We start from the raw sequence: 18,484 nt of genomic DNA, 5'->3' as shown, positions 1-18,484 counted from the left end.
ATACTGAAGTGCCCGCGTCGGCATAAACAATGGGTAAAAGCTTCTAATTATAAAAGCCTCGAATTATAAAAGCTTTACTTAGGCTTCGATTAAAATGCCGCGATTGACGCTATCAGGATAGGGTTATTTCATAGGGGTGTTGCTGTCTTTATCTTGGTCTTTAACGGATGTATTCGCGCTTTCACTGTCCTTGTTTGAATCGTCGTCACTATCATCATAAGGTTTAGAAGGTGTCGGAAATTTAAATCTAGCACTGTATTTAAGCAGCGTGATATTCCCAATCACAACGCCCAATACTAAAACAATAATGATGATGACCCAGGTAGTACTCATAAAAATTCCGTAGGCTACAGCCCTTTGTTCAATACGTAGCGATTATACAAGCTAGGTAGCTGTGGCAAAATACATGTTTTGCCTTCTATATCGCTTTGTTCGATGGCTTTCGTAAAGCCATCTAAGTGCCTGGCATTTTCGAAAGCACACGCTGTGTTTCGAAAGCTTAAATGCCATGGCTCTACTGCGACGCCACCCGTATTAACAGAAAAAGGACGATAAAAGCCAAACTGTTCCATATTGTCAGCTAGCCAACATGAAAGGGCATGGCACGGTCCGCCAGAAAGGTATTCGCGTTCGACAAGATTAAACTTGCCCCCCCAGTTATGCACGGCAGCTCTGTCGTACACGTCGATGTCAGTGCCCCAGTGGTGGCGACTGCCGCCGGGAAGTGCTGACCATGTCAAAATAGCATGAAGCTTTTCATTATCGCTTAGTGCCTCGAATGGCAGTTCATCACCATTGGTATCAAGAAGCTGTGCTTGACCTGCCCATTTGCGGTTAAAAATGGCAGTTTGTCTGTCAAAATCACGAAAGCTACTGACCAACTGTAAGTCTATACCGTCTTTTTGCGCAGCATCTTGCATGGCAAGAAACGGCGATATCACGTCGCGATGCAGTCTATGGCCGTTGCCAGCATCAACGAGATAGTCGTTGTGCTGGCCTAACCACGCTTTTTCTGGCACTTGATTCATAACCATCAATAGCGGCTATTTAGCCAGCAAGCGTTCTAAGATACCGAAGTACATATCAGCAAGCTGTTCAAGATCAGACATTTTCACGCACTCGTCAATTTTGTGAATAGTGGCATTCACCGGGCCTAGCTCTATCACTTGTGCACCTGTTGGCGCGATAAAGCGACCATCTGATGTACCGCCAGCAGTAGACAGCACGGTAGGTGTTCCTTTAACCGCCGCTATTGCACCTTGAGTGGCCTCTAACAAGGCACCCGTATCGGTCAAAAAGGGTTGACCGTTAAACGTCCATTTAATCTCGTACTCCAGTTCGTGGGCTTCCAAAATTGCCGTGACTCTCTCAATGAGAATTTGGTCGGTTACTTCCGTTGAAAAACGGAAGTTGAAGCAAACGTGCATCTCGCCCGGGATCACATTGCCCGCACCTGTACCCGCGTGAATGTTTGATATCTGGAAGCTGGTGGGAGGGAAAAAGTCGTTACCGTTATCCCAATGAGATTTAGCTAGCTCGTCAAGGGCTGCCATTGCACTATGAACAGGGTTTTTAGCTAAATGAGGGTAGGCGACATGGCCTTGGATACCTTTTACTATCAAATCACCCGTTAATGAACCTCTACGGCCATTCTTAACAATATCGCCTACTTCGTTGGTTGAAGAGGGTTCGCCAACAATACACCAATCAATTTTTTCATTGCGGGCTTCAAGGGTATCAATAACGCGGGTGGTACCGTTTATAAAAGGGCCTTCTTCGTCGCTAGTAATAAGGTACGCAATACTTCCCTTGTGATCAGGGTATTTGTTCACAAACTCGCGGGTGGCTACTAGCATAGCGGCAAGACTGCCTTTCATGTCAGCTGCGCCCCGCCCATGCAGATAGCCGTCAACTTCTGTCGCGGTAAATGGCGGTGTTTTCCATGCTGACTCAGGGCCACTAGGCACTACATCAGTGTGGCCTGCGAAACAAAATACCGGGCCTTCTTTACCTCTGCGAGACCAAAGGTTCGTCGTGTCTTCAAATACCATGGTTTCATTATTAAACCCTAAAGCACCTAAAAACTCGCCCATGGCTTCTTGGCAACCTGCGTCTTCTGGCGTTACAGAACGGCGGTTTATTAATTCTTTCGCAATTTCAATAACAGAGTCGTTTAACAAAATATTTCCTCATACTGCGCGGGTTTGAAGCCAATATAAAACGCGTCGTTGTGAAGAAGGATAGGGCGTTTAACCATGGCAGGGTGAAGCTCAAGTAAGGCAAGGGCTTTGTCTTTATCTAGATTTGCTTTCTCTTGCTCTTCTAGCTGGCGAAAGGTCGTGCCGCGTTTGTTGAGCATTGCTTCCCAGCCAAGCTCAGACTCGGCTTGTACAAGAAAGTCGTTATCTATCCCGTCCTTGCGGTAATCGTGAAATGTGAAAGCGATATTGTTGTCTGCTAACCATTTTTTTGCTTTTTTAATGGTGTCACAGTTTGGGATCCCATAAAGGATTGTGCTCATGGTGATTTATTCCGTACTACTTTGTTGTTTGTAAATGAAAGACGCTGGTTAGAACAGTGCCATTATGTGGCGCAGTTTCGAAGAGCTAGAGAAAATAGAAAACCGCAATAGCCCGAAAACAGTGCGCCTGTACATTTTTGTTTTTCAATGTGCTCCATCATACAAGCTGTTGATACGTTGATAAACTCACTTGCGATGATTTTTAATAGTAAATCATTCAGGGCTGAAAGCCTGTTTTACAATTAGGTCAACAGGCCTTAGAGGTAAAGTGTCAACAACGTATCTTCGCCTGCTTCGACAAACTTTTGATGCGTAGGCACCACGCCGATAAGCGCATTTGCATTAAGCAACGTCATTGAACAGGTATTGCTAACACCGCGCTGCTTTAGCCATGCAGCATTCACGGTAAAAAGTACTTGTTTAAGTCTTATTTCATCGCCCCGCTTCAAAGAACAGGCGAATTGTGCGCCATGCAAATGACTAGTATCGCCACCATATTTAATCTTGCATTTAAGGCCCGCGCTTGACTGTATGTCGATAGCGTAATCTAGCGGGGAAACGCTCAATACTTTACCAGCGAAAGGCGATAAGACAGTATTTGATGTTGAGCTTATTGCTGCACCAGGCCCCATAAGGCCACTTTTATAATAGGGATCGTCAATGTTTGAGAGTGAAACCACTTGTCCTGAAAATGGGCTTAAAGTTACAAACTGCTTGGTAAAACTGTCTGGTGCATATTGTAGTTGCTTAGCATTCACAGTATTAAACGTCCTCACTTACCGAGTAGCCAGCTTTCTTAAGCGCACTAATGGCATCTTTTAGTTTATTGTCTTTTACTAAAAAGAAGTCAGTGTCGAAGGTTGATACCACAAATATAGCCACTTTTGCTGATGCTAACACTTGGCCGATTTGGGCCATGATCCCTACCATGGACAAGTGCAAAGGCCCTAACAGTTCAAGTGCACGCCAACCTTCATCACTATCTAGTGACGGTACGTCTACCGAGTCAGGCACAACAATAGATAGTTCATCTTCTGTTTTACCTAAGAAAAAAAGAGGGCTATTAAGTACAGATGCGGGAATATTGGTTTCAGGATCCAAGCTGTGAATGGTAAACAAAGATTCTCTGACTAAAAGTGTTTGTTTGGGCATGAGAAACCGAAAAAAAGATAACTTCGAAGATATTCACATTAAACCACTAACTGTGATTAAGTGCTACGTGTTATCCACTTAATCTGTGGATAAGTTTGTTGAGTAGTTTGGGGCTTTGTTGTAAGTATATGTATTTAAAGGGATAAATAAGCTGTACAAACAATGTTCAGTGGATAACATTCTCAATTTCACAAGCATTTTCCACAGGCCATGTCTACAACTAAAATAAAAAATGTTTTGTAATTTTGCAATTTCTTAGCTTGACAACCATGGCTTTTTTCAGAAATTTGCGTATTACTAAAACGCGAGATTCAAATGATCGAACGCTTTTGGCCATGTTGATCTTTGATGTACAGCAAAGGTCAATAGACTCTAGCCTTTTTACCTTTAAAACATCAGTACATTAAAATGATCTATTAGTTAACAAATATTCAGTAAGGTACTACTGTTAGTAGTTAATTTAGTCTTGGGTTTTGCTTATTGAAGCAATGGGGCATTGCGCTTATCAGTTATGTAGCTTACTGGGTATTTGATCTCTAACCAGAACAAGAGCGCTGACTAGAAAAAATGCCTCAACCATAAATAGAGCCCTAACAAAACAACAGCCCTAAACAAAAAACAGAGGGAGAGACAATGTCAGATTCTTCATGGTGCGATATTACGGTAGAAAACGCAGACGAACTTGTCAGCTTTTATGAAGCTGAAATACCAGTCCGCATAGATAATTACCCACTCAGCGAGAGTTAAAATGTTCGTAATCGCGGCGTGTTACCGCAGGTATAGTGGCTCTACATCAAGGTGACTTCATTCTGGGAATTTGAAAGGGAACAGCCATTCCTGCATTCCCACGCTTTGCTAGGAAACTTGCCAGCGCCTTCTGAGTGGGCAATTATCTATGCGGACTGGTATAACTGGATGGAAGAAAGAGCCCATAGATATGGGTGGCTACAATGATTATGTCATGATGAAGGCCGACGGCACACCTGTGGGCGGCATTTGTCATAAGCAGGGTGTAAACGCGCAGTACCCAAGCGGATGGATTAATTACTTTACCGTAGAAAATCTAGATGCTGCGTTGAAAGAAGTTACTTCCAAAGGTGGAAAACAGGCGGGTGATATACGTCATCACGGAAAAGACAGCTTTTGTGTCATCATTGACCCAAGCGGCGCTGCGTGCGCGCTTTATGAAAAAGGCAGCAAGTAATGAGACTTGCTGCCCTAGTATTGTGTTAGCTATCGAATTACTTGTTTAGCACGCCGCGATTTACCTGATCGCGTTCAATTGACTCAAATAGTGCCTTGAAGTTACCCTCGCCGAAACCTTCGTCTTGTTTGCGTTGGATAAATTCAAAGAACACTGGGCCGAAAACGGTTTCAGAAAATATCTGAAGCAGTAGGCGAGGCTCACCATTTTCCGTTGTGCCGTCCAATAGAATACCGCGCTTTTGTAGCTCATCTACGTTTTCGCCGTGCCCAGGAAGACGTTCTTCAAGCATATCGTAGTAAGTGTTTGGTGGAGGCGTCATAAACTTCATACCTTTCGCTTTAAGCTTATCTAAACACGCCACTAGGTCGTCACAAGCGAAAGCGATATGCTGAATACCTTCACCATTGTACTTCATTAAGAACTCTTCAATCTGGCCACCACCGCCAACCGCCTCTTCATTTAGCGGTATGCGAATTTTACCGTCTGGCGCCGTCATTGCTTTCGATAATAGACCCGTGTATTCACCTTTAATATCGAAATAGCGAATTTCTTTAAAGTTGAATAGCTTTTCGTAGAACCCTGCCCAGAAATTCATGCGGCCGCGGTACACATTATGGGTGAGGTGATCGAGCGTATGGAAGCCACATCCTTCAGGATGGCGATCAACGCCTTCAATCCAATTGAAGTCGATGTCGTAAATGGTATTTTCGCCTTCATAACGGTCTATAAGATAAAGCATCGCACCGCCAATACCTTTAATGGCAGGAAGTTTCAGTTCCATTGGACCGGTATGGGTATCCATAGGCTGTGCACCACGGGCAAGCACTTCTTTATATGCGTGCTGTGAATCTTTAACGCGGAATGCCATACCGCACGCTGATGGACCGTGTTCTTCGGCATAATAGGCTGCATGACATTTCTTTTCGTAGTTACTTAATAAATTGATGTCGCCTTGACGCCATAATTCCACGTCTTTTGATTTGTGGCGAGCAACAAGGGTAAAGCCCATAGCTTCAAAAATGGGTTCCAACATGCCCTTTTTAGGCGCAGTGAACTCTAAAAATTCAAACCCGTCTAAACCAATAGGGTTTTCAAACAAATCAGCCATAGCGATACATCCTCAACGTAAATCACATTTTATAATTGTTACCTGATTGTAAGGGCGCAGTGAAAAAGCAAGCAATAGGTGTCGAGTTCAAGGATTTTGGGCATGGAAAGCGAAGCTGTAACGTTTTGTTTTCACCCGTGAGTGAGATGCTGAGTTAGGGAAAGCTAACTTCCCCTAACTTGTTGAAAATAAATGCTATTGAGCAAAGGTGATGCTTGTCGGTAGTGTTCAAAAATCAGTACAATTGCTTGTTTAGGTATCGGTACGTGTAACGTTACAAATCCCAGGGCGCTTATTTTTCACCATCGTAGTACTTTTTAAGGCCTTTCCAGCACGCCAAATAATTTCGTTGACGAATATCACTGTTTAAAGCGAACTCCGTTGGCGCAATGGCATAGCGAGATTCAAACATAAACGCCAGCGTGTTTTCATAGCGCTGCGGTGAAAGCTCGGCGTTCGAGGCTTTTTCAAATACTTCAGCTTCTGGGCCATGGGGAGTCATACAGTTGTGAAGGCTCATCCCGCCCGGCACAAAACCGTGTTCTTTGGCGTCGTACATCCCCTCAATTAGTCCCATAAACTCGCTCATAATATTTCTGTGGTAATACGGCGGGCGAAAAGTATTTTCAGCAACCATCCACCTTGGAGGGAAAATAACGAAGTCAACGTTCGCCGTACCTTCCAGCTCAGATGGTGAGGTAAGCACGGTAAATATCGATGGATCCGGGTGGTCAAAACTTACGGTGTTCATAACGTTGAAACGGGACAAATCATATTTATAAGGGGCAGAGTTACCTACCCAAGCCACCACATCAAAGGGAGAGTGATCGAGTTTTGCTTCGAACAAATTTCCACAGAACTTGTTTACCAAAGTGTGAGGCGTCTCATTATCTTCAAACCAGGCCGTGGGATAGCAAAAATCACGCTGGTTCGCATAGCCATTCGCGCCTACCGGGCCGCGCTCTGGCAGCACAAAAGGATGACCGTAGTTTTCGCATATATATCCGCGAATTGGCCCATTTATAGGGTTAACCGAAAATCGAACGCCACGAGGAATAACGGCAATTTCACCTACAGACAGGTTGAGCCTACCAAACTCGGTGGTGATCAGCATGTCACCTAGCTGAGGGACAATAAGCATTTCTCCGTCTGATGAGTAGAAAACACGATTTTGCATATTAGCACTGGCACTGTAGCAATGAATGCCCATACCTACTTGGGCTTTAGCGTCACCGTTAGTGGCAATGGTGACAAGCGAGTCTACAAAATCAACGTCTTTTTCTGGTAAGGGTACAGGGTCCCACCTAAGTACATTCGGAGGGCAATGGACATCAGACTCAGGTGCTGTTCTTAACAGGCCGTTATCAATTTTTTCAAAGTCGCCCATAGCAATAGAGGGGCGTAAACGATAGGTCCAGCTGCGGCGGTTTTCTGCTCGTGGGGCAGTAAATGCTGTACTGCTAAACTGTTCAGCGTAAAGCTTATAATTCACTTTTTGTGGGCTGAACTGGCCTTTAGGAAGGGCACCCGGCAGTGCCTCTGTCTCGTGCTCGTTATTAAAACCCGTTAAATACGACAAATTATCCATAAACCCTCTCATAGGCGGCCATCGACGTGGCTGTACAGATGAATGCAAAATAAAGTAGTTACAAATGAAACTATGTGATTTAGGCTAGAGGTAAATGAAATGTAAATCAATGGCGAAGGGCGAGTAGAGGGAATGGAGCCAACGTCATTTGGTACGCTAGCTTTACACCTTTTATGTGAGGGCCATTACAAGGTTACACGTATTGCGTGTTTTTAATGCACGATGTTAGCTGTGAAAGTTACCTGAGTTAATGTTGAACGCGCCTAAACGCTCGAACGATGGTAGCGACACTGTGGGTATAAGTAACGCCTAAGGTAAATGAAAAACAACCATGGCTTTTAAGGCGGTCACAGAAGTAAAAATAGCAAGAGTAATACAGTGATAAGGGCTTAAAACATGCAGTTAGAAGATATGCTTGCCTACAAGGTAGCCATGCTTGCAAGCGATTTAAGTGAATCGCTCTCAAAAGAATATGCAGAATATAAACTTACTAAACCAGAATGGCGAATCTTAGCCACATTAGGCGGCCGAAATGAAAGCTCGCCAAAATCACTGCTAACGGCAAAAGAAATCGCTATTGCAACACGACTAGATAAAGTGCAGGTTTCGCGAGCGCTGGAGCGATTGGTTAAGCGAGATGCTATCGTTAAGCGTGTGAGCAAGCGAGATAAACGGGCCACATTAATTTCATTGTCAGTGGAAGGAGAACGAATCTATCGGGCGCTGTTGCCTAAAATTTTGGCTTGGCAAAATAAGCGTTTGGAAAATATCACTGAGGATGAGTATCGAATATTTGTAAAAGTGATAGATGCACTAACGCCTTAAGATTCGGGTGAAGACTTTGAAAATTCTGGTCTGAGCAGATGTGAGGACATTGCTATAAAGGTTACTTTCGCGCCTTTAACTGATAAATTCCCTCGAAACTGATTATATGGGGAAGTTATTGGATTTATAAGTCATGGCTTGCTACCCCCTAAATATTTAACAAGCGCTTTATACAGCGCTTCTATTTAGCGCACAGCGAGGACATAGAGTGGCACCCTTAGAAATATACGCAGGTAAAAAAGCACGTGAATCCATAATGAAAAACGGGTTTACGCCTGAGTTATTTAGCTATTTTCTGGGGGCATCTGGCGGTCCGAAATGGTTTTCTCTGGCTGGTCTAGACCGCGTACTGTTCCCTGAGTGGTTTGCCAACGTTAAGCATCAAATTCATGTGATTGGCTCTTCAGCAGGTGCGTTTCGTACCATTTGCGCTGTTCAAAATGATCCCCTAGCAGCCATAAATCGTCTAGCCTCTTCTTATTCAACAACGACCTATAGCAGTGATAAGCCTACGCCTAGAGAAATTACGGCTAAAGCTGAAGACCTGCTGAAAGAAATGGTGGATGAAGCAGGTAAGCAAGAAGTGCTGTCTAACTCCCGCTTTAAAGCGCACCTGATCGTTGCTAAGTGTTTAGGTGCTACTCGTTTTGAAAGTAAGTTTAGGCAACTTTCGGGCTTGGCGATGAGTGCAGCGGCCAATACAGTGAACCGAAGACACCTTTCTCGTTTATATAAGCGCTACGTGTTCTCAACGCCGGGTACGGAGTTTGCGATAAACGACCCGTATCAACTGCCTACTCAGTACCATGCCTTAACGCATGGAAATATTCATACCGCGCTGCTAGCGTCTGGTTCTATTCCTGTGGTTATTGAGGGCGTACAGCAAATTGAAGGCGCGCCAGCCGGAATGTATAGAGATGGCGGTATTATTGACTACCATTTCGACTTGTCCTTCGGACCAGATGATGGCTTAGTGTTATATCCCCATTTTTATGACAAGCCCATTCCAGGCTGGTTCGACAAGGGCTTGAAGGGCAGAGTGCCTCATCGTTCAAGCTACGATAACGTTGTAATGCTTGTGCCTTCGGCATCGTTTGTTGCTAATTTGCCTTATAGCAAAATCCCCGATAGGAAAGATTTTGAAGTACTCGATGCAAAAACGCGCATCAAGTATTGGCAAACAGTATTGAAAGAAACCGACAGGTTGGGTGAATATTTTATGCGTGCTGTTAACGACGGATCCTTAGTGGACGCTATCAAGCCGCTTCCATTTAAAATGATTTAAGTTAATCGCAATTGTTGAAGAAAATGGCTAATTGCTGTCAAATTAGTCACTTGAATCGTCATTTGATAAGTTTTCCTTGCAGGCAACGCTCGTGCTAAGTATTATACGCGCCGTTGCTTGGCATTCGCCTACCTATCAGGTGCAACAAAATTCTATATGCGTCTATAGCTCAGTTGGTTAGAGCGCTACCTTGACATGGTAGAGGTCCCCTGTTCGAATCAGGGTAGACGCACCATCTTACGATTTAATTTCATCTTTTGTTGACTCAAGTTCTGCGTAACACGCACTGATACCTTTTTCTCTATTCAGCGATATTCATGAGTAATTTAACTTTTTAATGTCGGGTGGTCTGTGTGATTTGGACTACACTAAAAGAATGGTGGCCGTTTTTATATCTTTGCTATCTAACAATTTAGCACTCGCGGGAGTACGATGAGCTTACAGAAATACCAAGAGCCCCCGTTATTTGAACAACATGGTTCGGCTGAAAGGCGGTTCCTTCAGCTTATTAGTGCCTTGCCAAAGGTATCGGTGCAAGGATATGACAAGCACCGAAAAGTTATCTACTGGAATAAATCAAGTGAAGACATGTATGGCTTTCGTGAGTGCGAAGCACTAGGTCAAAAACTTGAAGATCTCATCATTCCCTCGTTCATGAAAAGTGAAGTGATAAAGTTACATCAGCGATGGATAGATTACGGTGAGGCAATTCCTTCAGACGAACTCGTGCTTGAGAAGAAAAGTGGCGAGCCTATCCATGTTTTCTCATCTCACGTCATGCTGAAAGAAGGCACAGATTCACCCGAAATGTATTGTGTGGATATTGACCTGAGTGAGCAGCACAACATCAGGCAAGAACTTGAGCGAATGGCATCCACAGATTTGTTAACCGAGTTGCCTAATCGACGCCTGTTAGAGCAGTTTTTGACGTCGTCCATCGAGGATGCATCGCGCAATGAGTCTGGCTTCGCTTTGTTTTTCATTGACTTAGATATGTTCAAAGAAGTTAATGACACGCTTGGGCATACCTGGGGTGATGAATTACTGCGCTCTGTTTCTAAGCGGCTGTCAGATTGTCTAAGCGAACAAGGCTTACTGGCTCGGTTTGGTGGAGACGAATTTGTTTTTGTCGCCACACAAGTGACTTCTGAAAATGAAAGTGCTGACATTGCTAAGAAACTTACTGAGTGTTTCAAGCAGAGCTTCGCACTTAGCACTGAAAACGTGCATATCACTTCAAGTATCGGTATTAGTATGTACCCTAAAGACGGAAGTGAGATTGATGATCTTCTGAAAAATGCAGACGTCGCAATGTATCAGGCGAAAGCTGAAGGCCGAAACCGTTTTCATTTTTTCACCCACGCTTTAAGTCAGAAAGTTCGACAACAGCGAAGTATCGCAGCTTATCTGCATGAGTCTTTGGTTAACGATGAGTTTGAACTCTTGTATCAACCTCAAATCGATTTGCTCACTGAAAAAGTGGCATCGTGTGAAGCGCTGTTAAGGTGGCGTCCTAAAGATGAGGAGCAGGCTGTTCCACCCAATATCTTCATCCCCATCGCTGAGCGCAGTGAGTTAATTGTTCACATTGGAAATTGGGTGTTAGAAAAGGCGTGCAAACAGGCACAGCTATGGAAAGAGCAGGGCATTAATATTCGCGTTGATATCAATGTTTCAGGAAAAGAGTTAGAGCAGAATGCTTATTTCGAACGCCTAAGGGAGTGTCGAGAGCGGCACGGTTTAATGCCTAAAGATATTGGGTTAGAGCTTACTGAGAATGTGCTCATTAAGTCTGACAATACGATTTTAGAGAATTTGAGAGCGCAACGCGACCAAGGCGTTGAAATATCGATTGATGACTTTGGTACGGGTTATTCTTCGCTTAGTTATTTAAAACAGTTTCCCGTTAGCCACTTAAAAATAGATCGTTCATTTTTAAGAGGTGCTCCGGAAAATGCCTACGATAGCGCGTTAATGGAGGCTATCGTGAATGTTGGTCACAAACTCGATTTAAACATTGTTGTTGAAGGCGTGGAAACTCAAAATCAATCGAACTACTGTAAGTCTCTTAACGTTGAATATGTGCAAGGCTTTCTGTATTCAAAACCCATTAGCTCTGACGCCATTATAAAGCTGCTTAACGAACAGTAAATGCGGTTAAAAGGAGGTGTATATGAAAGAGATTTTCACAACACCGCCTTAAACGTTTCATTGAATCTACGCACAATTAAGTCGTATAAAGCGCGGGGGCTCACATAAAGCGTCAATACCTATCCTGACGTTCAGTGCCTCAGACCAGCGAGCTTACACTTAGTACATTGTCCAAAGTGAGGGTTTAGAAAAGTAATAGCCTTGTTGGTGTTCAACGTCTAGTTTGCTCAGTGCAACAGACTCAGCCTCGTTTTCTACCATTTCCGCAATAACATGGATATTAAGGCCTTTCGCAATATTGATAAGGCTAGAGACAAATAACTGATTATCTTTGTTGGTATGAATTCCCTGGGTTAGCCGTCCCGAAAGCTTAACGAATTGAGGCTGAATTGCCCTTAAACCCGCAAGCGAGGCAAAGTTATCGCCAAAGTGTTCTATGGTAATTCTACAGCCCAGCTGTATGAGTTGACGGCAAAAGTTCTCGGCTACTTCTCGATGGTGAATAAGCGCTGCATCTTCGACTTCAAAAATAAGTCGTGGGCATAGCGTTTCCCGTGTTCGAAGCTCTTCAATTAACCATTTTCTAAACTCGCCGTTGGCAATTGAGGCGTTACTAATATTTATAGCAACCTGATGAGACGTTACCGTTAGTTTTTTAAACACAATGCCTGCTACCAACTTATCGACTTGAGGAATAAGGTCCAATCGCTCTGATGCGGGGATAAGTTGCGCCATGGGTATAACATCATTGGTGTCTTTGTCTTTAAATCGAGCAAACGTTTCGTAATATGCTGGTGCGTTTCGCTCTACATTCATCACGGGTTGAATGAGAATATCGGCATATTGCTGCGCCACGATGTAATTGAGGCGCTCACGCCATTTTGTATTGCTATGAACCTGAGACACTTCTGAAGAAAACTGCCATCCTTTTTGCGTTTTCATTGCCGCCATCAACGCACTGTCAGCACTTTCCATTACCTGCTGTAACGACATTTGGCTAGAAAAACGTGTAACGCCCATCCACGTTGCTTTGCTTCCATCTCGAAGTGGCGTGGCGTTTGCAAACTGCTTCGACATATTTTCTAACATCAAATCCCGTTCGTCCCGCCCCATAATTTCACTTATCAAGGCGAAATCTCCGCCTGATAACCGAAATACAAAGCCACTTTTGCAATTGTGCTTCGCCTCATGCACAAGAAAGTCCGCGATAGATTTTACATAATTGTCACCAGCTAACATGCCCAACTTAGTATTTATAGTGGTAAGTTGAGCGAGCCTGATGAGAATAAGCTCTTTTTCCTGGAAATTAGACGTGTCAGACAACAGCGCGCGAGTGTGTCGCTCGAATGCACTGCGGTTCGACAACTTCGTCAATGTATCTTTATTGGCTTCTGTTTTGAATCGCTCAGATTGCTGAGCAATGTCATTAAATTTTGATGCTAACGACGTGGTTAGGGTGTTCACTGTGCTGGTAAGTTGGCGGTAATCTGTTGTAAACGCATTTACCTGCGAGGGGGTGAAGTCGTGGCTATTTATCTCATTAAGCTTCTTAATGGTGTTGGCAATGGGGCGCCTAGCAAATTTGGTTACCGTGACGATATATAGCGCGAGGGCGAAAAATAGCCCACAAAAGATAATAGCATTTTTGATGAGAATAGCGGTGATTTCAGTGTAAATATAAGACGTGTCTGACGTAACTAACAAATAACCATCATTGTTCGAAAAAGGAATTTTCTTGTTAACGGCAGGTGCGGAGTCCAGCTGTAAGTACCAATTAGGAACAATAGTGTTAGGCGAGCGCTCGTACTTCGCAAACACATTTCCTTCGACATCAATGACTTTGGCTGCAGATAAAAACGGCTGCAATACCATTTGACGAAGCATGGCATCAATCACTGATTGCTTCGACTGAGACGACAAGGCAGAGGTTTGTAAGACGGTTGTTTCGTAACGCAGCCGTGCTTCTTCAGCTTCTTGCTCGATTGACACTGAAGTGCGAGATTTTATTTCGCTTAGCTCAATACTCGACAACACCGTAAATGCTAAAAGCATAAGGGCAAAAACGCCCAAATTAATTTGACTAGACAGCTTCATTGCTAGCAGTTAGCTCCTTTAACTGAGAAATTTATTATTCGCCTCAACCAAATCGAGTACTATCACTTTGATTGAGGCTTTTGTTATACCCGCCAATAGTGCCTAAGCGGCGAATAATAAATGTACTGCAAAACATAGAGTTAAGCGAGCAATTAAAGCCCAGAATAATGAAGCAAGCGCTGTTTATTAGCTACTCACCTTTCGTCTAACCACCAGGTTTTGTTCGGAGCTTCGCCTGCACCCTTAACTGGAACAACTTCGCCAAAGATAGGAATACTGGTGGGAACACCCTTAGCACCAGCAAGGTCTGTGATTTTTATTAAAGGCTCATTCCAATTATGTAGTGCTAAATCAAAGGTACTGTTGTGCACGGGCATCATGACACTAGCTTGAATATCAATATGGGCTTGCAAGCTCTCTTCAGGCAGCATGTGAATGTCAGACCATAGCTCGTTGTACGCGCCGGTTTCAATCATCGATAAATCAAACGGACCGTACTTTTCACCAATAGCTTTAAATCCGTCAAAATAGCCCGAGTCACCGCTGTAAAAGATATTGGTATTTGCAGACTTGATAACCCAACTTGCCCAAAGAGTTTCGTCTCTATCAAATAAACCTCGCCCTGAGAAATGCTGAGACGGTGTGGCCACTATTTCAATGTCGCTCAGCTTTGTACTTTGCCACCAATTTAGCTCAACAACTTTATTTGCATCCACACCCCAGTCACGTAAATGATTGCCTACTTTTAGCGGTGTAATAAACACGTCGACTTTGTTTTTTAGTATTTCAATACTGCCCTTATCTAAATGGTCGTAATGGTCGTGACTTATGATAACGGCATCCAATTTAGGCAAGTCTTCCAGTGAAATTGGCGCTTGGTGGAAACGCTTGGGTCCCATCCATTGAACGGGAGAAGCACGCTCACTAAAGACCGGATCGATCAATATATAACGCTCGGCAAGTTTCAATAGGGTAGTAGAGTGGCCCAGCTTTATCACGCTGTCTTCTGCAACTGCGTCAAGCATCTGTGGTGTAAGTGCCGACACGGGTATGTCAAACGTTGGCGTTGCAGCATCTCTATTGTCACGAAAATACGCTTTGGTGACTTTCCACATGTCTCGCCACGTCGTTTTATATTCAATATGAGTATTAGTGAATTTTTCAGGTTGCGGCGCGCTTGCAGCAAGGGTGTTTGAAGAACCACAGAAAGATGTCATAAATAAAACTCCAACAAGAAAGCGTGTGCGATTAAAAACGGGCATGCTCTCACCTTAAATAAAAAGTATACTGCACAGTGTAGTTTACCCATAATAAACTAATTTTGTTAAAAGTAAACTGGTGGGTGTAGTTTTTGTTGAGAAGGATAGATTGCAGCTAAGCGATAGTATGCAGCCAGCATGAGTAGACTCTCCTCATGCTGGCTGTTAACAATATTAGGTCCGCCCCGTTTTTGTGCTACCTACACGAACTAGCGCACAGCTAATCGAATTTGTTGTGCGTACTTTTTATTCTGACTTAATACCGTGGAACGTACAGTGCAGCACAGGCAATATAAGCAGTGTAAGTACGGTGGCAACGGTCAGACCAAATACAATAACAACTGCCATTGACGCGAAGAACGCGTCAGAAAACAGCGGGATCATACCCAGTATGGTAGTAATGGCTGCCATTGAAACGGGACGTACACGAGATACTGACGCGGCTACTACGGCATCGAATGCACCACTCTTACCCTCTGCCTGTACGTTTATTTCTTCCATTAATACGATCCCGTTTTTAAGCACCATACCAATAAGGCTTAAGCTGCCGAGTAGTGCCATGAATGTAAAGGGTGCACCAACTAACACCAAGCCGCCAATAATGCCGATAGTGGTGAGCGGAATTACGCCCCATATCGCTAACGCCTGACGAAGCTTGCCAAACAGCAAAACGGTGATAATGAACATACCTAATATACCTATAGGCATACTTGCAAATAGGGCGCTTTGTGCGTCTGTTGATGTCTCGTATTCGCCGCCCCATTCAATGTGGTAGCCATCAGGCAGTTTAAGCTCTTCTACAAGAGGGCGAACTTTAGCTTGCACGCTCGCAGCCGTTTCACCGGATAAAGGCATGGGCTCTGCATAAACCGCCAGCATCCGTACCCGGTTGCGGCGTTGGATAATAGGGTTATCAAGCGATACATCCACATTGCTGATAACATCAGCCATGCTTATATATTTACCTTGTTCTTGGCTCCATACGTTGAGTGAGGCGAGGTTATCTATGTCATAGCGCTGGTTTGGATCGTTGCGCATGACAATCGGTATTAAATCGCTACCTTCGCGGTAAAGGCCCACAGTTTCACCTTCATTGTTCAGTAAAAATGCGGTGTGAACGGCATCTCGCGTTACACCGATACGCCTGGCTTGTTCTTCCAGAAACACAGGTTCAACAAATGGGACTTTGTTGCTCCACGACAAGCGAACGCTGTCCATGGTTTTCTCTTCTTGAAATATGGCTTCAATGTCGCTGCTTATCTCACGCAAAACTTCAGGCTCTGGCCCGTAAATTCTCGCTTCAATTGCCGCTTTTGCAGAAGGGCCTACTTGAAGCGCTTTTACCTTGTATTGCACATTAGGGAAGTCTTCTCGCACCAGCTCGATAATTTCTCGCATACGAGCATCACGAGACTCAACCGTATCAGTTTCAACGATAAGCTGACCATAACTGGCATATCTGTCTTCTGGCGCATAGGTGAGGGTAAGGCGCTGTGCTCCACCGCCAATAACGCTTGTTACGTTGGTAATACTCTCCATGCCTAACACGTTATCTTCTAAGCGACGAATAGACTGCTCGGTGGTTAAGATGTCGCTACCTTCAGGCAACCACAAATCGACGAAAAACAGCGGTGTGGATGAATCTGGGAAAAATGCATTTTTTACGAATTTACCTGACGCCATGCTGCCTACTAATGCAACAAGTACCAATACAATTGTCACGTAACGATGATTGATAGCAGCAGTAAGCACACGCTTGTACACCGTAAAAATAATGCCCTTATATGGGTCGTCATCTTCGTCATTAGCACCGCGCTCTTTCTCAGTTTTAAACAGTAAGTCGAAAAAGAAAGGGGTAATGGTAAGTGCGGTGATCCAACTTAAGAAAAGCGAAAAGCACAGTACCCAGAAGAGGGAGCCGACGAATTCACCTGTGGCATCTGGCGATAGGCCAATTGGCGCAAAAGCGGTAATGGCAATCACAGTCGCGCCAAGCAGCGGCAACCCATTTTGCGACACCACGTCTTTTGCCGCCTGAAGCTTGGTTTGTCCTTTTCTCACACCAATCAACATGCCTTCGGTGACCACGATGGCGTTGTCGACCAACATGCCAAGAGCAATAATAAGCGCACCCAAGGAGATTTTTTGCAACTCAATGCCTTTTACCGACATCAATATAAAAGTGCCAAGAATGGTAAGCACAAGAATGAGCCCCATCAGAACGCCACTGCGCCAGCCCATGAAAAGTAGCAGCACGAAAATAACGATGGCCACGGCTTCAACAAGGTTGATAAGAAAGCCAGTTACAGAATCGTCGACCACTGTGGGCTGGTTGTAAACGGTATCCAGCGTCATACCTAGGGGCATACGCTGCTCTAGCTCGGCTATTTTGCTATCAAGTCGTTTACCTACATCAACTACATTTACCGCCGACGCGAACGACACACCAATCGACAGGGCCGGCGTGCCAGAACTGTGATAAAGGATTGAAGGGGTATCGTTAAGCTTGCGCTCAATAGTCGCGATATCTGTTAAGCGAATAAGGCCGCTTGCAGGTGAGCCAATTACCACCTGACCTAACGCCTCTAGGTTATCAAATTCGCCAGTGGGCTGTATGGACAGGCGCTTGCCCTGAACCTTGATCGAACCCGCATTGCCCACTACATTTTGCGCGGTTAAAAGGCCAGCAATGGATTCTGCAGAAACGTTTAGGGTTTTCATTTTATCGTGATCTAACGACACAATAATCTGTTCATTAACGGTACCAGCAATCGACACCTTTTTTACACCGTCAACAAGCTGAATCTCTCGCTGCATTAAATCTGCAAAGTCTTCCATTTGCTTAAGGGAGTAGTCTTCGCTTTTAAGGGTAAGCAGCAGGCCAAAAACGTCACCAAAGTCATCATTTACAATCGAGGTGCTGGTGCCAGGTGGCAGTGATGCTTGTGCATCGCCCACTTTACGGCGCAAGTTGTCCCAGTATTGCTCTAGGTCCTTGGCCTGGACACTACTTTTAAGCTCAACAGTAATTTGCGATAGCCCAACCATGTTTACTGAGCTGATTCGTTTTACGTTGGGTATACGCTGAATCGCCTTTTCAAGCTGCAGCGTAACTTCTTCCTCAACTTGCTCAGGCGTTGCCCCTGGGTATTGAGTAATAACCAGAGCATTTCTAATGGTGAATTCGGGAAACTCTAGCTGACCTAAGCCAAGAAAAGTCACAATGCCGCCAACACCCAAGATGATGGCGACCATCAAGCTAATTACTTTTTGACGAAAAAAATACTCGACCAT

General features: G+C 44.3%; 15 protein-coding genes and 1 tRNA gene. 5 read left to right on the top strand and 11 right to left on the bottom strand.

Annotation, left to right across the window (positions count from 1 at the left end):
- Positions 1-123: 123 nt before the first annotated feature.
- From MHN02_RS11450 to MHN02_RS11425, 6 genes are all read right to left on the bottom strand, one after another.
- Complete coding sequence (locus MHN02_RS11450; RefSeq protein ID WP_014949042.1) at positions 124-333, bottom strand: DUF2897 family protein; 210 nt, start codon at positions 331-333, stop codon at positions 124-126.
- 14 nt (positions 334-347) lie between these two features.
- Positions 348-1,034, bottom strand: coding sequence for a M15 family metallopeptidase (locus MHN02_RS11445; RefSeq protein ID WP_187447306.1), 687 nt, complete (start codon positions 1,032-1,034; stop codon positions 348-350).
- 9 nt (positions 1,035-1,043) lie between these two features.
- Positions 1,044-2,180, bottom strand: coding sequence for a succinyl-diaminopimelate desuccinylase (gene dapE / locus MHN02_RS11440; RefSeq protein ID WP_239246162.1), 1,137 nt, complete (start codon positions 2,178-2,180; stop codon positions 1,044-1,046).
- Complete coding sequence (locus MHN02_RS11435) at positions 2,174-2,521, bottom strand: ArsC family reductase (protein WP_039216211.1); 348 nt, start codon at positions 2,519-2,521, stop codon at positions 2,174-2,176. Before MHN02_RS11435 ends, dapE begins: the two co-directional genes overlap by 7 nt.
- A gap of 257 nt (positions 2,522-2,778) precedes the next feature.
- Entirely contained in the window at positions 2,779-3,279 is a 501-nt protein-coding gene (locus tag MHN02_RS11430; protein WP_239246159.1) for a PTS glucose transporter subunit IIA, read from the bottom strand.
- 4 nt (positions 3,280-3,283) lie between these two features.
- On the bottom strand, positions 3,284-3,673 hold the full coding sequence (locus MHN02_RS11425; protein ID WP_014949047.1) for an ACT domain-containing protein: 390 nt from the start codon (positions 3,671-3,673) through the stop codon (positions 3,284-3,286).
- Positions 3,674-4,568: 895 nt separating this feature from the next.
- On the opposite strand from MHN02_RS11425, the gene MHN02_RS11420 reads away from it, so the two are divergent.
- Entirely contained in the window at positions 4,569-4,877 is a 309-nt protein-coding gene (locus MHN02_RS11420; protein ID WP_231506449.1) for a VOC family protein, read from the top strand.
- A gap of 37 nt (positions 4,878-4,914) precedes the next feature.
- Here the strand turns inward: MHN02_RS11420 and hppD are convergent, their stop codons facing one another.
- Both hppD and hmgA read right to left on the bottom strand, forming a co-directional pair.
- Positions 4,915-5,988, bottom strand: a complete 1,074-nt coding sequence (hppD, locus tag MHN02_RS11415) for a 4-hydroxyphenylpyruvate dioxygenase (protein WP_014949049.1) — start codon at positions 5,986-5,988, stop codon at positions 4,915-4,917.
- 292 nt (positions 5,989-6,280) lie between these two features.
- Complete coding sequence (gene hmgA, locus MHN02_RS11410) at positions 6,281-7,576, bottom strand: homogentisate 1,2-dioxygenase (protein WP_239246156.1); 1,296 nt, start codon at positions 7,574-7,576, stop codon at positions 6,281-6,283.
- 396 nt (positions 7,577-7,972) lie between these two features.
- Here hmgA and MHN02_RS11405 point away from each other — a divergent pair, with 396 nt between their 5' ends.
- The 4 genes from MHN02_RS11405 (at position 7,973) to MHN02_RS11390 (ending at position 11,837) form a co-directional block, all read left to right on the top strand.
- Positions 7,973-8,401: a MarR family transcriptional regulator gene (locus MHN02_RS11405; protein WP_239246153.1), complete on the top strand. Its 429-nt coding sequence runs from the start codon at positions 7,973-7,975 to the stop codon at positions 8,399-8,401.
- A 208-nt stretch (positions 8,402-8,609) separates the two neighbouring features.
- Entirely contained in the window at positions 8,610-9,686 is a 1,077-nt protein-coding gene (locus tag MHN02_RS11400; protein ID WP_239246150.1) for a patatin-like phospholipase family protein, read from the top strand.
- A gap of 158 nt (positions 9,687-9,844) precedes the next feature.
- Positions 9,845-9,921: transfer RNA gene (locus tag MHN02_RS11395), tRNA-Val, on the top strand.
- Positions 9,922-10,118: 197 nt separating this feature from the next.
- Entirely contained in the window at positions 10,119-11,837 is a 1,719-nt protein-coding gene (locus MHN02_RS11390; RefSeq protein ID WP_239246147.1) for an EAL domain-containing protein, read from the top strand.
- A gap of 159 nt (positions 11,838-11,996) precedes the next feature.
- Here MHN02_RS11390 and MHN02_RS11385 read toward each other — a convergent pair whose 3' ends face one another.
- From MHN02_RS11385 to MHN02_RS11375, 3 genes are all read right to left on the bottom strand, one after another.
- Positions 11,997-13,931, bottom strand: a complete 1,935-nt coding sequence (locus MHN02_RS11385; protein WP_061485506.1) for an EAL domain-containing protein — start codon at positions 13,929-13,931, stop codon at positions 11,997-11,999.
- A gap of 194 nt (positions 13,932-14,125) precedes the next feature.
- The gene (locus tag MHN02_RS11380; protein ID WP_080986465.1) at positions 14,126-15,193 is read right to left on the bottom strand and encodes an MBL fold metallo-hydrolase; all 1,068 of its coding nucleotides are present in this window, start codon (positions 15,191-15,193) and stop codon (positions 14,126-14,128) included.
- A gap of 243 nt (positions 15,194-15,436) precedes the next feature.
- Complete coding sequence (locus MHN02_RS11375) at positions 15,437-18,484, bottom strand: efflux RND transporter permease subunit (RefSeq protein ID WP_239246143.1); 3,048 nt, start codon at positions 18,482-18,484, stop codon at positions 15,437-15,439.

The sequence above is a fragment of the Alteromonas sp. CNT1-28 genome, assembly GCF_022348345.1.
Classification (GTDB): domain Bacteria; phylum Pseudomonadota; class Gammaproteobacteria; order Enterobacterales; family Alteromonadaceae; genus Alteromonas; species Alteromonas macleodii.
The sequence above is the reverse complement of the archived record's forward strand: the minus strand, read 5'-3'. Positions and strand labels throughout refer to the sequence as shown.